The organism is Desulfovibrio desulfopostgatei (assembly GCF_053570645.1).
In genome coordinates this window covers 369,576-383,154 of sequence record NZ_JBRBQS010000002.1, presented here as the reverse complement: position 1 = coordinate 383,154, position 13,579 = coordinate 369,576, and the positions used below count along the sequence as shown (strand labels likewise).

General features: G+C 56.8%; 13 protein-coding genes. 3 read left to right on the top strand and 10 right to left on the bottom strand.

Annotated elements, in window-relative coordinates:
• The first annotated feature begins 59 nt into the window (after nt 1-59).
• From dnaJ to ACUZ9Q_RS01675, 3 genes are all read left to right on the top strand, one after another.
• Nucleotides 60-1,166, top strand: a complete 1,107-nt coding sequence (gene dnaJ, locus ACUZ9Q_RS01685) for a molecular chaperone DnaJ (protein WP_192112266.1) — start codon at nt 60-62, stop codon at nt 1,164-1,166.
• A gap of 325 nt (nt 1,167-1,491) precedes the next feature.
• Entirely contained in the window at nt 1,492-2,871 is a 1,380-nt protein-coding gene (locus ACUZ9Q_RS01680) for an ammonium transporter (RefSeq protein WP_449247205.1), read from the top strand.
• A 33-nt stretch (nt 2,872-2,904) separates the two neighbouring features.
• Nucleotides 2,905-3,231: a P-II family nitrogen regulator gene (locus tag ACUZ9Q_RS01675; RefSeq protein WP_022657718.1), complete on the top strand. Its 327-nt coding sequence runs from the start codon at nt 2,905-2,907 to the stop codon at nt 3,229-3,231.
• Between the two features lie 135 nt (nt 3,232-3,366).
• Here the strand turns inward: ACUZ9Q_RS01675 and ACUZ9Q_RS01670 are convergent, their stop codons facing one another.
• The 10 genes from ACUZ9Q_RS01670 to ACUZ9Q_RS01625 form a co-directional block, all read right to left on the bottom strand.
• Complete coding sequence (locus tag ACUZ9Q_RS01670; RefSeq protein WP_449247204.1) at nt 3,367-3,699, bottom strand: YnfA family protein; 333 nt, start codon at nt 3,697-3,699, stop codon at nt 3,367-3,369.
• A gap of 732 nt (nt 3,700-4,431) precedes the next feature.
• Nucleotides 4,432-4,968 (bottom strand): flagellar assembly protein FliW, encoded by a 537-nt coding sequence (gene fliW, locus ACUZ9Q_RS01665; RefSeq protein WP_192112264.1) that lies wholly within the window; start codon nt 4,966-4,968, stop codon nt 4,432-4,434.
• On the bottom strand, nt 4,947-5,183 hold the full coding sequence (gene csrA, locus ACUZ9Q_RS01660; protein ID WP_022657715.1) for a carbon storage regulator CsrA: 237 nt from the start codon (nt 5,181-5,183) through the stop codon (nt 4,947-4,949). The genes fliW and csrA overlap by 22 nt, the downstream gene beginning before the upstream one ends.
• Before the next feature lie 95 nt (nt 5,184-5,278).
• The gene (gene flgL, locus ACUZ9Q_RS01655; protein WP_215646643.1) at nt 5,279-6,808 is read right to left on the bottom strand and encodes a flagellar hook-associated protein FlgL; all 1,530 of its coding nucleotides are present in this window, start codon (nt 6,806-6,808) and stop codon (nt 5,279-5,281) included.
• 9 nt (nt 6,809-6,817) lie between these two features.
• Nucleotides 6,818-8,932, bottom strand: a complete 2,115-nt coding sequence (gene flgK, locus ACUZ9Q_RS01650; RefSeq protein ID WP_215646645.1) for a flagellar hook-associated protein FlgK — start codon at nt 8,930-8,932, stop codon at nt 6,818-6,820.
• A 2-nt stretch (nt 8,933-8,934) separates the two neighbouring features.
• Nucleotides 8,935-9,402 (bottom strand): flagellar protein FlgN, encoded by a 468-nt coding sequence (locus ACUZ9Q_RS01645; RefSeq protein ID WP_192112261.1) that lies wholly within the window; start codon nt 9,400-9,402, stop codon nt 8,935-8,937.
• A gap of 235 nt (nt 9,403-9,637) precedes the next feature.
• Nucleotides 9,638-11,215, bottom strand: a complete 1,578-nt coding sequence (locus ACUZ9Q_RS01640; RefSeq protein WP_192112260.1) for a rod-binding protein — start codon at nt 11,213-11,215, stop codon at nt 9,638-9,640.
• Complete coding sequence (locus ACUZ9Q_RS01635; RefSeq protein WP_192112259.1) at nt 11,216-12,328, bottom strand: flagellar basal body P-ring protein FlgI; 1,113 nt, start codon at nt 12,326-12,328, stop codon at nt 11,216-11,218.
• Between the two features lie 318 nt (nt 12,329-12,646).
• Complete coding sequence (gene flgM, locus ACUZ9Q_RS01630; protein WP_022657709.1) at nt 12,647-12,961, bottom strand: flagellar biosynthesis anti-sigma factor FlgM; 315 nt, start codon at nt 12,959-12,961, stop codon at nt 12,647-12,649.
• A gap of 32 nt (nt 12,962-12,993) precedes the next feature.
• Entirely contained in the window at nt 12,994-13,428 is a 435-nt protein-coding gene (locus ACUZ9Q_RS01625; RefSeq protein ID WP_192112258.1) for a DVU0524 family FlgM-associated protein, read from the bottom strand.
• Nucleotides 13,429-13,579 lie beyond the last annotated feature (151 nt).

The window sequence follows — 13,579 nt, the reverse complement described above, 5'->3', positions numbered from 1 at the left end:
CCGCGCTTATGTACAACCTTTAGCACAGGCGCACAAGCCGCACAGTGACCGGAACTACGATGGAGCTCGATTACTACGAAGTGCTGGGCGTAAGCCGCAGCGCCGAAGATGACGAAATTAAACGGGCCTACCGTAAGCTGGCCTTGAAGTATCACCCCGACCATAACCCCGACAATGCCGAGGCTGAACAGAAGTTCAAGGAAGCCGCCGAAGCGTATGACGTGCTGCGCGACCCTGAAAAACGCGCTCGCTATGATCGTTTTGGGCGCGCTGGCGTCCAGGGCGGCACGGGTGGTTTTGGCAGCAACGATGATATTTTTGCGCATTTCAGCGATATCTTCGGCGATCTTTTTGGCTTTTCTACCGCTACGCGCGGCCCCAGGCCCATGGCCGGGGCTGATCTGCGCTACAACCTGACCATCACCTTTGCCCAGGCAGCCAAGGGCGACGAGATCAGCATCTCCCTGCCCAAGCACGTTACCTGCTCCGAATGCAACGGCAGCGGCGCGGCCCCCGGCAGCAAGGCGGAAACATGCCGCCAGTGCGGCGGCAGCGGTCAGGTGCGCCGCTCGCAAGGATTTTTCCAGATATCCATGCCCTGCCCCTCCTGTCAGGGCACGGGGCGCGTTATCACCAAGCCCTGTCCCAAGTGCAAGGGCGAGGGCATCACCACAGATACCCGCGAACTTGTGGTGCGCGTGCCTGCCGGCGTTGACAGCGGCACCCGCCTGCGCGTGCGCGGCGAGGGTGAACCCGGCGTCCACGGCGGCCCGGCAGGCGATCTCTATGTTGTGCTCACCGTTGAGCAGGACAAGCGCTGGCAGCGTCAGGGACAAGACCTTATTTACTCCCTCGAGATCAGCTTTGTGCAGGCAGCCCTGGGGCACCGGGCGGAAGTTCCCGGCCTTGACGGCAATCTGCCGCTGGAAATCCCCAAGGGTATTCAGAGCGGCACCCTGCTGCGCGTTTCTGGAGAGGGCATGCCCTACCCCGGGCGTCGTTCGCGCGGCGATCTGCTGGTAGAGGTGAAAGTGCTCACGCCTACCCGCCTTTCTGCCAAGCAGGAAGAACTGCTGCGCGAATTTGAGGCCGCGGCGGAAAAAAGCCCGCTGGAAAAGGTCAAAAAGGCCGCAAAAAAAATCAGCAAGGCCATGGGCATCGACTAAACATTCCACTCAGTAGCATGAGCGTAGAAAAGCCGGGTTTACACCCGGCTTTTTGCGTTTTCAGCCATGAAGGCACCAATGAGGCTTCCAGTTGCTTTTTTTACTGGCGGGAGCCTGTCAGGCATCTATGAGTACCAATCAAACACACAAACATTGATACATATTTAACCTGAAAACTTCCGCACGATACGTTTTTGTATCAATAAAGTTTTCAATAAAAAAACAACTAACTGAAATTAAACATATTTTTATTAAAATCCCCTGGCACGCTCCCTGCAATCTCCTTATGCAAACAAGCCATACCTATTTCTTCGGGAGGATTGCTATGAAGGGTTCGCGCGACATTGGGCGGCTATTGGCGCTTTGCAGCATGGCCGGACTGTGCTTCATGCTGCCGGAATCGGCGCATGCAGCAGAGGAAGCAGCGGTCGAGTACATGCCTCAGGCGTATGGAAATACGCTGTGGACACTGCTGGGGGGCATTCTGGTCATGTTCATGCAGGCTGGCTTTGCGCTGGTCGAATGCGGACTCACCAGAGCCAAGAATGCTGGCAACATCATTATGAAGAATGTGCTGGACTTTGCCATGGGGGCGCCGCTGTTTTTTGCGGTGGGTTTTGGGCTCATGTTTGGCAGCTCCAGCGGCGGCCTGATCGGCAGTTCTCTGTTTTTTCTTGGCAGTGGCGATGCATCAACCCCTGAAGGCATGTGGAATCTGACATTCTGGTTCTTTCAGGCCATGTTTTGCGCCACTTCTGCCACAATTGTATCCGGTTCCATTGCGGAACGCACAAAATTCAGCTCATATCTGTTGTGCAGCGCCCTTGTCTCGGCGGTTATCTATCCCATCAGCGGGCACTGGGCCTGGAATTCCCTGTTGAGCGGCAATGCCGGCGGGGGCTGGCTGGGCAATATGGGTTTTATTGATTTTGCAGGATCTTCTGTTGTTCACTCTGTGGGCGGCTGGATCGCCCTTGCCGGAGCCATCGTGGTTGGCCCGCGCCTTGGTAAGTACGACAAAAATGGAGTGGCCCGCGCCATACCCGGCCACAACCTGCCGATGGCAGCTACGGGCGTGTTCATTTTGTGGTTCGCTTGGTTTGGTTTCAACTGCGGCTCCACCACTATTGCTGACGGCACCATTGGCTATATCGCGGTAAATACCTGCCTTGCGGCCTGCACCGGCACACTGGGTGCCATGTTCACCATCTGGGCCAAAACAGGCAAGCCTGATCCTTCCATGACGCTTAACGGCTGCCTTGGCGGACTTGTGGCCATCACCGCCGGTTGTTTTGAAGTGTCCCCCGTTGGCTCGCTAGTCATCGGCTTTCTGGCTGGTATCCTTGTGGTCTGCTCTGTGCTGTTTATCGACCAAAAGCTCAAGGTTGACGATCCTGTCGGCGCTGTGTCCGTGCACGGTGTGTGCGGTGCGTTCGGCACGCTCATGGTTGGCTTGTTTGCCGCGCCCGGCTACGGCACAACAACGGGTCTGCTTTATGGCGGCGACGTGAGCGTGCTCCTGGTGCAGGCCCTTGGCGTCGCGGTATTCTTCGCCTGGGCTTTTGGCATGGGATTCATCATGTTCAAGCTCATTTCGGTTGTCTTCGGCATGCGCGTCAGCCCCGAAGAAGAGATGAAAGGTCTTGATATCACAGAGCATAAGGCCGACGCCTATAGCGGCTTCCAGATTTTTTCCAACGAATAGCTCTAGCAAGCCCGCAAGCGGAGGATACCTATTATGAAGCTGATTATCGCATATACCCGCCCTGAAAGCCTCCAGCAGGTAAAACAGGAGCTGTATCAACGTAATATCTACGCCATGTCCATCACCAACATTCTTGGTGCAGGGCGGCAGAAAGGTTATGTAGAGATGTACCGAGGCATTGCTACCGAGGTAAATTTGCTCAAAAAAATTCGACTGGAGCTTGCTGTTCCTGATGAAACAGTAAAAACGGCAATTGAAGCCATTATGACAGGAGCCCGCACTGGCAAAGAAGGTGATGGCGTGGTTTTTGTTCTTGATGTTGCTGAAAATTACCGCATCAGGACAGGAGAAAGCATGTAGGCGTGCATGCGGACACATGGAGGCATCTCCCTGGTTGGAAGGTGCCTCCATGCTTCCAAAACAACACTGCCGCCACCAATGCAAAAGCCGGGTTTTACACCCGGCTTTTGCATTGGTGGCGGATAGCCCGAGCCTTTATGCAGCGGTTCCCCAGCCTGAGACAATAATGCCCATACCCACCAGAGCCACAGCACCGCCCAAGATATCTGTGCTGGCCAGCGGTACACCATCTACAAGGCGCAGCCACAAGAGGGCTGTAACCACGTATACGCAGCCATAGGCGGCGTATACTCTGCCACTGGCTGCGGGGTGCAGGGTCAGCAACCATGCAAACACCGCAAGGCTCAGGCAGGCGGGTACCAGCAGCCCGACAGAACCGCCTTTGCGCAACCACAACCAGGGAAGGTAGCACCCCGTTATCTCCGCCAGAGCCGTTGCCACAAAAAGCGCGAACGTCTTGATCATCATGTACTATTCCTGTGGTGGTCGCGCGGTGGAATGCACCGCAATGCGATTTTGAGTACTTCGCTTAATGCCAATATTCCGGTAATCACTGTAAATCTGGGAAGTATCTTCTGCGAAGCAAAATAGCAAATACCCGCACCAATGTTTGCACAACAACACAACGGGCAGTGCTGCCCCACACGCTCACGCAAGGCTGGGCTTTTGGGGAGAAAGGGATAACTTTGGCTTTTGCGGAAAAAACATTTTGGCCCGGCGGCATCTGTGGTATGCCGCCGGGCCAACATTGTCCTGTTTACCGCTCCGCCAGGCGAGGAGAGAGCGGCACGGACGCAGAGGCAGGCAAAACAGTTCCGTTAAGGGGTACGGATTCGCAGAAGGGGTCTGCGGATTTTGCCGAGGGTTGCCATCTGTAATTTTTACGGCCAGTTATGAGGCAGATCAATTAACGTTTTCAAAACAGACTAGTTCTTTGCTTGACTGTTTGTGCGCTCAATCTAGCACCATGTTAAACCGCATGCAAGTTATTTATTTCACCACCACTGCTTTTTTCCACTAACAATTTCATCGCGATAGCGCAACACCAAATTCTTTAAATACACAATGTTACAAAATTATTTCGCATGGCAGAAGGCAAAGCCTGTGAACAAAGCACCAGCGCGCGCAAACCGAGTTCCACACGAAAAAACCCGGCTGTTTCACAACAGCCGGGTCAACGTGGCATAAAAAAGCAGCGCGTTATTCCGTGGGGGTGGCCTTGGCGCAGCAACATTCCTGCGGGTTGGCACCATCAGCAGGCGTAGTTCCTGCATCCTGTGTTTCTTCCACAGGTTTGAGCGAGTGCAGGTTCACCTGCTGCAATCCTTCGCCGCACTGCGGCACCTGCAAACCCACGCGGGCCTCATAGTTGATGACAATGGGGCCGGTGAGATTAAGCGCGGCCTGCTCGGGCGCGCCCGCAGGAATGGAAACCGTCACCAGCACGGCTGCCTGCTCAAGGCTCTCGATATGGAGCAACTGCCTTTCGGCATCTCCCACCTGGGGTGCGTAGGATTTGTCAAAAAAGCTGTATGGATCGGCCACCAGCAGGCCCACTACCGGGGTATTCACGCTTTGCAAAATAAGCAAGGGCGCTTCAGGTCGGATCTGAAGCAGGATAAAATCCCGTTCGTTTTCAAACCCGGCCAGCCCACGGGGAAAGTGCACAACCTTATCCGTATCGATACAACGGCGTCCAAGACGGGTGTCGATTTCTATTTCTTTGTTTCGTGCCATAGTTCAGCAGCCACCATGAGGTCGTTATTACTGGTTTCAAGGGCGCGCCGGTTTTCCTCAACAACCCGCTTGTACACTTCTTCGCGGTATATCGTGGTGTCATCGGGTACTTCCAGGCCCAGTTTGACCTGTTTACCCTGCATGCCCAGGATAGTTATGCGTATATTCTCGCCCAGATATAGGCTTTCTCCTGGGCGTCGCGTCAATATGAGCATAGGTGCTTCCGTTAATTATATCGTTGCATGAACCGCTCCCGGGCAGCGCTTATTTCTGCCCGGCATCAGGCGGCAAAATCCGCCGCTACTCGGCATCAGAGATAACTGGCCAGGCTCATCTGCATTATCTTTGAAGAAGACTGAAGCACGGTCTGATACGTCAACTGTTGCCGGGTCAGCTTTGTCAGCAACTCGGTCAGGTCTACGTCTTCAGTATAGCTCAATCGTTCCTGCTGGTCTAGCTTTTGAAAGCTGAGCACATCGCTGGCAGTTGACACCCGGTTTTCAAGCCCGCCAATGCGGGCTGTCTGGGTGAGCACATTCTGCTGTACAGTGGCAATTTTTGCGAGTGTCTGCTGGCAGCCTTCCTGATTGTTATTTTCGCAATAACTGATGAATTCGCCCACCATATCAAACAGGTTTGTCGAACCCGGCAGGGCTGGCTTGCCTTCGTAGTATCCGCCAAAGATATCCTTGCCCACGTTGTTTACCGAAATATACGAACCCTTCATTATTTCAAGATTCAGATCGGCGCGGTCAGGGTGCACAAGAATCTGCGTGCCAGCGTTTACTGTGTTGCCAGCTACCGTTGTGGCATCCATATCCACATATCCGCTTGGCACGAGCAGGCGAAGCTTGTTTGAACCATCCGTGGTGGCAGTTGCCGCTACCCAGGTTGATCCGCTGTCCGTGCTGTACGAATAGTTGACCGTGCTGCCCGTCAGGGAAAGGTTGGCGTTGTTGTCCATACGCAACAGCACGTTGCCGCCAAAAGATCCGGCGGCGGATGTCGTCAGATTGGCGGGGCCGCCCATAACAGTCATTGTCGGCGGCGGATCATTGTCGTCACCCTGATAGACGGCCGTAGGACGGATGTACACCAGCGTACCGTTTTTTGATCCTGGCCCGGCGCTGATATCAGCTGCGGTAACTGCCATATCGTTCTTCATGGTGACGGTTACACCGTTGGCAGTCAGTGTTCTGCCAGCCGTGGTGCCCGTGCTCCAGGTGGTGCCGCCATCGTTGGACCAGCGAAAAGTCTGCGGCCCGCCATCAAGCGTCCCGGTGCTGGTAAACTGAATCATCATGGATTTGCTGGACGCGCCCTGAATCGTGTAGTCCCCGGCCTGAATGGCCGTATCCCAGTTGGTGTCGGCACTGGTCAGGGCCAACCCCTCCTCAAAGGCGTTGCGGTCATAGCGCTGACCGGCAAAAATGCTGTTGCCCTCATACTGGGTGTTGGAAAGGTTGAGCATCTGGCCAAATATCTGCCGGGCCTGATCCGCAATCTGTCTGCGGTTCTCTGCCGAATAGGTACCAGTCGAGGCTTGTTCAGCCAGAGCCTTGAGGCTTGTCAGAGAGTTGCTCAGTTGCGTACCGAGCACGTTGTCGGCCAGCGACAACCAGCCCTTGGCCGTATCCACATTGCTCTGATACTGGGTAGTGGCGCTGATGTCGTTGCGGGTCACCAGCACGCGGTATGTGCCAGCAGGATCATCCGATGGCCTGTTGATCTTTTTTTGCGAAGAGCCTTGCTCGTTGCTTTCCATGTAGGCAGCCAGACTTTTCTGCATCTGGCTCGTCATTTTGTCATACATGGTGTTTTGCGTAACGCGTATAGCCATGTCAGGCTCCTATTGCTTAAGCCCAAGGAGGGTTTGCAGCATCTGGTCGGCGGTGGTTATCAATTTTGCCGCTGCCGTGTAGGAGTGCTGGTATTTGATCAGGTTGGCCATTTCTTCGTCAAGGTTGACGCCAGAGGCAGAGCTTACCTGCTCGGAAAGGTCGCTGGTGAGTGCCTTGTGGTATTCCGAATTTGTTTTGGCAAAGCGGGTATCCGCACCCACTGTCGTAACCAGGCTAGCGTAGTACTGACCGATGGTCTGGTTGCTGGTGGTCTTCCACGCGGTTGAAATGGTCACGTTGGTGCTGGCCAGTTTGCCAATAGCTGTGGCCGTGGCGTTGTCGCCCTTATTTATCTGCTGCTGGCCGTTGACCTGCCCGGCGGCAATGTAGTTCTCATTGTCGTGCAACTGTCTGCTTGTGGCTATGTCGCTGGCAGTGGTGCCGGTAAAAAACGTATTCACGCCAAGGGCGGCCATCATGCCCGTGCTGTCAGTGCCCAGCGCAAACTGCAGATTACTGCCCGCTGCAGTGTTGAGTACAAGCTTGCCGTCCTGGATGGTGGCTGTAAGCTCGCCGGGGAACGAAGAATTAATGGCGGAAACAACATCATCCAGCGAGTGCTTGCTGGGATCAAAGTTCGGCGTTCCGGGGGTAATGGCGCTGAAGTCAAGCTGACCCGACGAAACATAGTCGCCCGAAGTTTTGTTGTAAAAATAAAAATTGACGTTGCCGGCCTGGAGCCTGCTGGACTCCGGCAGCACGGCCTGGGCTGAGCCCAGAGGCACCGTTGTGTTGGAAACGCCCTGTTGCCCCTGTGCAAAATCGAACAGAGAGGTACCAGCACCCTGGCTGTGGATGCGGTTCACTTCCCAGATAAGCGACTTGGCGGTGGCATCCAGTTCATCCATATACCGGCCGCAGTTGTCGTCTCGAATATTGAAATAGGTGGTCAGCTTGCCGCCAGACACACGACCGGCGGTGTCCGTTCCGTCAAAGCCCACCTGAGGCGTCACGTTTTGCGGGCCGCGCGTGGGTTCAATCCAGTAAAGCCCGGTCTTGGGTATTATGTCGAACTTGTCGCCAACGGTAAAATTACTGGTAGAATCGAAGGATATCTTCAGATTCTTCACCTGCACGGGATCGGTGGATGTGCCTGTGGAGCTTATTTCGTAGTGCTGTTCATTGCCGTTCTCGTCACGCAGCCAGGTTTTGCCGCCGTCCAGAGAAACGCGGAACGTGGGGTTGCCAGCAGTGCCAGCAGGGCCAGCATTTCCCCCGGAAACGATATCTATCGTATATTCGTGGCTGTCGGAGCCGTCATACTGGATACTGCCAGTATAAGGCGAGCCTACAGAAAGCCGATTTTCCGCGCGCGGTTCACGAATCTCTAAATCATTGGTGTTGACACCCTGCACCAGAGGCTGACCGGTGGTGAGCGCCACCGTAAAATTGCCGCCCCCAGAGTCCATGGTCTTCACATCGACATAGGTTGCCATTTCACGCACCAGCTGGTCGCGCTGGTCAAGCAGATCATTGGGATTGCTTACCCCATCAATGGTCGTGGCATTGATCTGCTTGTTAAGAGAAGCAATGCTCTTGGCAAGCTCATTGACGCGGCTGACGCTCTGATTGATGGAAACATCCATCTGGCTTTGCAGCGCCTTGACCGATGTGGCTGTATTGCCCAACATGTCGCAAAGGTTGTCGGCATATGAAAGCAGATCTTCGCGCGAGGCGGTGTCGCCAGGGCGCTGCGCAAGCTTCTGCCATGCCGTAAAAAACGCGTTCATGGAAGAGCTTATGCCCGCCCGATTGGATTCGTTGAAAAGGCTTTCCAACGTCCCCATGATGTTTTCCTGCTCTTCCCAGCGGGCAGAATTGGTGGACTGGCGCACATAGGAGCTTTCAAGAAAAGAGTTGAAATATCGCAATACCTGCTGCGCATTAACCCCCAGACCTTCGCCGCCAGGTTTGGCGACAAGGGTGCCCGCGTCGCGCTGATCCACATAGCGTCGGGTGTAGCCTTCGGTATCGGCATTGGCGATATTGCTGCCAGTGACCGATATCCAGGCTTGGGCGGCGTTGAGGGCAGTTTTGCCCACATTCATAAGACCGCTGAGCATGACTACAGCCTCCCGGAGATCAACGCGGCCTGCGTCTGCCGCTGGGCACTCATGCCCCCACGGCGACCATAGGTTTCCGCCTTTGGCGGCATGGCCTGACTTGTGAGCGCCTGAAGTGCGCGGCTGCTCTGATCAAGCAGAGCCAGGGAAAGGTTGGTGTTGCGCGAGGCCTGGCGAGCAACAGACTGCTCCGTCGTATCTATCCGCTGCAGGATTTCCCGCAGGGCCGCGCCCATGTCGTCTGGCAGCGCCGTGGCGTATTCCATGGCCCGCATGCCGCCCAGACCTCTGATGACAGAAGTTTTTTCCACGGCCAGCTGACGGATCAGCTCCTGTATGGAGAACTCAAGAGACACCACGGCATCAGTATCGCGATCAAGAAGGCAGGTATATTCTTCCTCAAGAAGGTCGCGCAGCAGGCAAAGAGCCTTGTCCTGACGCGAAAGCGATTCGTAAATGGCGTTGTGCATGTGAACCTCCCGAGGGCCATTGATTTCAGCCGTAGTCAGGATATTGCCCGACAGAAAAAGGCAGAAACTGCCGCCCCGGCACAATTAAAGCAAAATCCGTGCCTGAAAATACTTCCGGCGCAGGCATACAGAGCGGTTGAACGAGAGATTGATCATGAGAAGCTGCCAAGCGCCGTAGAAGCGTACGGCATCGTCAGTTCAGCCCCCGCCGGAGCAATCCCACAATAAATTTTAGTTAGGGTTTGCCGTACACGTCCGTAGCTGTCAGCGGCGGAATACCCGAGGCTGCCGCCCCCTTGGCTGCTCCGCCCTGACCGCCCTGGCGCACGAATATCTGCCCGCCCGTCAGCGGCACGGGACTGGTCACGCCTTGAGCAGATGCGGGCGAAGCCACTGGGGCAACACCGGGGCTTACAGGCTGATTGGGAGCCTGAACGCCGGGGCTTGCGGGCTGGCTTGCTGCCAGAACTGCGGGCTGACCCGCCGGGCCCATGGGCAGGGTGCTTACCTGGGCTGCGGGCTGTGCTCCCTGGGCAGGAGCCTGTTGCTGCATGCCTGCGCCCTGCGCCTGCTGGGCATGGTAGGCGGCAATACCGGCGCCTGCGTTGCTGTTGGGGCCTGCGCCGTCAACATTGAGCGTACGGATCAATCCCTGCTTGCCGCCTCGCCCTGACGGCGGGATATTGGTGGTATAGCGAACTTTTTGCGGCTGCGGAGGCTGCACCTGACCAGCTTGAGCGTTTGAGCCGGGCTGCATATTCTGCCCCTGCATGGCCTGCCCCTGCATAGCCTGCTGATGCATGGCCGCCTGCATGGCTGACTGCATGCCTCCAGCGGAATTCAGGGACTGGGCATCCAGCACATTCCCCGTAAGCGGCGGAATACTCATGCCAGACATATCCATCTGCGCACCGCCCTGACCCCAATTCTGCCCGTCCGCCTGGCTGCCCACGGGGCCGCCAGCCTGCGCGGCGCGGCTCTGCGGCTGGGCAAGGCCCAGCATCTGCTGCATGGGCGGGCGCACCGCATTGGGCCCCAGCTTGCTGCCCGCTTCAAACTGCGCCTTGCGGGCAAGGTTGAGGCCGGAATTCATGTTGCCGACAACATTGGTGGTATGCACTACCCTGTGCCGCTCCGGCTGGGCCGAGGCCTGCATGGCCTGCTGGGCGAGACGCGCAGCTTCTTCTGGGTCCTGCCCTTCGGCCACGGCCTGTGCTCCGGTCAGCGTACGGGCCGCGGCGGAACCATTTTCCGCATGTCCGGCGTCCTGCATGGGGGCAACACCGCCGTACACGGATGCAGCAGCGCCTGATGTTCTGGACTTGTCCTTTGCAGCGTCCCTGCCGCTATCGTTGTGCGGGCTATCCGCATCCGGCGCAGGTGGAAGCATGGGAGCCGCCGCAGGCGTAAAAGGCCGCTGAATGGCGGAAGCATCCGTTGCCGTGGCGCGGCTTGCAGATGTCAGGCTGCGCGAAAGCTGGGCGTACATCATGTCGGCCAGACCAATGCCGCCAGCCGATGTCATTTTTTTGGCCAGTTCCTGATCGTACATGCCCTGCCAGAACTGTTCTTCCTTGCCGTGCAGCAAGGTGGACTTGGGCAGGGTTTTGCGCATCTCTTCCCACATTTTCTGGATAAAGATGGACTCGAAGCCCTCGCAGGATTCGCGCAGCTTCTTTTCCTTTTGCGCAGGGTCAATATTTTTCCCGCCCAGGTTGCCAATGCCCGCCAGGCGCGACTGAACTTCCTTGCGGGCAACTTCGCCCGCTCCGGCTTCAGGAGGAATGAGAGCGGTTGACATGGGCGTGGTCATTTAAATTACCTCCAGATCCGCATGCAAGGAGCCCGAGGCCTGCATTGTCCGTAAAATGGATATGAGGTCGCGGGGGGTTGCGCCAATGGCGTTGAGGCCGTCCACCAGTTCCTGAAGGGTCGCGCCTTCCACCATCATAAGATGGCGGTTTTCTTCGCGCACGTTGGTTTCCGTCTGCGGCGTCACCACTGTCTGGCCTTGCGAGAACGGGCCGGGCTGCGAAACCTGTTCGCTTTCCTGCACAGTGATTTGCAGGTTGCCGTGGGCTACGGCAGCGCGAGAGATGCGCACATCGCGCCCAAGCACAACGGTGCCTGTCTTTTCGTCCACCACCACCTTGGCGGAGGTGTCGGGGCTGACATCCAGATTTTCCACCGAGGCCATGAGCGGCACAAGGTTGTTGCGGTACTGGGGCGGCACGTCCATGGTCACGCTGGTGGCGTCCACAGCGCGGGCATAGCGCCCACCCATGGCCCCATTGAGGCGTTCTGCAATCTGCTGCGCTGTAGAGAAATCGCCCACGCGCAGATTGAGCGTGAGTTTGTCCTGCTGGTTGAACTCAAAGGGAATGCCCCGCTCCACAATGCCGCCGCCGGGGATGATGCCCACGGTGGCGATATTCTTTGTGGTGCTGGCAGCTTTGCCCGAGGCTGAAAAACCGCCCACGGTCAACGCGCCCTGAGCCAGGGTGTATATCTTGCCGTCCACGCCCTTGAGGGCCGTTTGCAGCAGCACCCCGCCCATGAGGGAGGTTGCGTCGCCCACGGAGGACACCGTCACGTCCAGCCTGGTGCCGGGCTTGGCCGACACCGGCATGCGCGCCGTTACCATGACCGAGGCCACGTTTTTGATTTTAAGTGCGGAGGCGTCCACGCCCACGCCCATTCTGTCCATCATGTTTTTCATGGAACTGAGCGTAAAGACGGAGTCCTTCTTGTCGCCGGTCCCGGCCAGGCCAACCACCAGCCCGTAACCAATGAGCTGGTTGTCGCGCACGCCCGAAAACGTGGCTATGTCCTTGATGCGCACGGCATGCGCTGGCAAGGCCCAGCACACAAGCAGGGCGGCGGTGGTTATCCAGAAGGCCGGATGGCGCAGTATTGTCAATTTCATGGCGCAGACTCCTTGCCGGAATACCGGCACACAGGGAATTGCAGAAACCATGCCGAACATGCTGACGCACTGCTGACCGCACCGGGCGGCCTGACCCTGACCGCCAGTCCACACCTTTCCCGCCCCATACCCTGCCGCGAAACAGTTTTCCGCCTGCCCCATTCGCCCAATAAAAAAGAGCGGCCAGGGATTCGGCTCCCTTACCGCTCTTTTCGAGTATTTATTGGGCGATTACTTGCGACTGCTGCCCAAGCAGGTCAACATTGAAAATGGTTGTCTACTCTGCGCGGATTCAAAAAAACCGCGTCATGGGCATGCCTACCTGAACAGACCCGGCTCCTCACGCACAAGATTGGCGGCAATAAGCTTGCTGTCAGGCTTGTAGGTGCCGTTGGAGACCTGAGTACGCAATGCTTCCACCTTTTCGGCGCGCACATCGGGCGTATTCTGGGCTGTACGCCGGGCTTCCGTCAGCAACTGGGCTTCCTGCGATACGCTGACAGTATCCCCCTGCGAACCTTCAGAAGGCGTGCCGCTGGCTCTGCCCTTCAGTCTGGCCTCGCCGCTCTTTTCAAGGTTGGCCGTGTTGCTGTAGGGATCGAGAAACGTATTGATCTTTCCCTGAATTTCCATAGTTCTCTCCGCTTGCTTAACCTGCTGCCGACCTAAATGGCAGGCGGTTCGTCAAGCATGCTTTCGTCAACTTTTTTTCGTGTGACGCGCCACAGGGCGTTACGGGTCGCACGCAGTTTTTCATCCGATAAAGGTTCCAGGCCTTCCGGCCCCTGCCCCACTATACGCAGTCTGCCGCCTGGCGGATAGGTAAACTGCACTTCCTGCCCCACTTCACGTCCAAGTTCCTGGCGGATTTCTTCCACCACGGGGTTGTCGCTTCCGGTATAGAGCAGGGTTTCGTAGAGTTCGCGGGCGACCTTCTCAACCATCATGCGACGGCTGGCAGAAGGATCAGGGTCGCTGGGGTCATCGCCTTCGGCAACTCTGCGCCGCATTCTGAGCCTTGCAAGACGCCGGGCTGCCAGCAGCTGCTGTTCATACCCCTGTAGCATCATGCGCAGTTGCGCGGAGGTTGCGTCGGCCATGGCGTTATCCGTCCTTCAACCCTTTTCGGCAGAAGCGATAAAAACTTTAGACTTGCCATGAGGCATTTTTCTCTGCGGCCTGCCGCTTTTTTTGCCCAAAGGCTCGTCATGGCAGCCCGCGAGGGCACAGGCGGTCAGCGGATGTTCCCCG

Coding starts and splice junctions, on each gene's coding strand:
- flgL (WP_215646643.1), bottom strand. CDS start 6,808: ATGGCTATACGCGTTACGCAAAACACCATGTATGACAAAATGACGAGC.
- ACUZ9Q_RS01680 (WP_449247205.1), top strand. CDS start 1,492: ATGAAGGGTTCGCGCGACATTGGGCGGCTATTGGCGCTTTGCAGCATG.
- dnaJ (WP_192112266.1), top strand. CDS start 60: ATGGAGCTCGATTACTACGAAGTGCTGGGCGTAAGCCGCAGCGCCGAA.
- ACUZ9Q_RS01675 (WP_022657718.1), top strand. CDS start 2,905: ATGAAGCTGATTATCGCATATACCCGCCCTGAAAGCCTCCAGCAGGTA.
- csrA (WP_022657715.1), bottom strand. CDS start 5,183: ATGCTCATATTGACGCGACGCCCAGGAGAAAGCCTATATCTGGGCGAG.
- ACUZ9Q_RS01635 (WP_192112259.1), bottom strand. CDS start 12,328: ATGAAATTGACAATACTGCGCCATCCGGCCTTCTGGATAACCACCGCC.
- flgM (WP_022657709.1), bottom strand. CDS start 12,961: ATGGAAATTCAGGGAAAGATCAATACGTTTCTCGATCCCTACAGCAAC.
- ACUZ9Q_RS01640 (WP_192112260.1), bottom strand. CDS start 11,215: ATGACCACGCCCATGTCAACCGCTCTCATTCCTCCTGAAGCCGGAGCG.
- ACUZ9Q_RS01625 (WP_192112258.1), bottom strand. CDS start 13,428: ATGGCCGACGCAACCTCCGCGCAACTGCGCATGATGCTACAGGGGTAT.
- ACUZ9Q_RS01670 (WP_449247204.1), bottom strand. CDS start 3,699: ATGATGATCAAGACGTTCGCGCTTTTTGTGGCAACGGCTCTGGCGGAG.
- fliW (WP_192112264.1), bottom strand. CDS start 4,968: ATGGCACGAAACAAAGAAATAGAAATCGACACCCGTCTTGGACGCCGT.
- flgK (WP_215646645.1), bottom strand. CDS start 8,932: ATGCTCAGCGGTCTTATGAATGTGGGCAAAACTGCCCTCAACGCCGCC.
- ACUZ9Q_RS01645 (WP_192112261.1), bottom strand. CDS start 9,402: ATGCACAACGCCATTTACGAATCGCTTTCGCGTCAGGACAAGGCTCTT.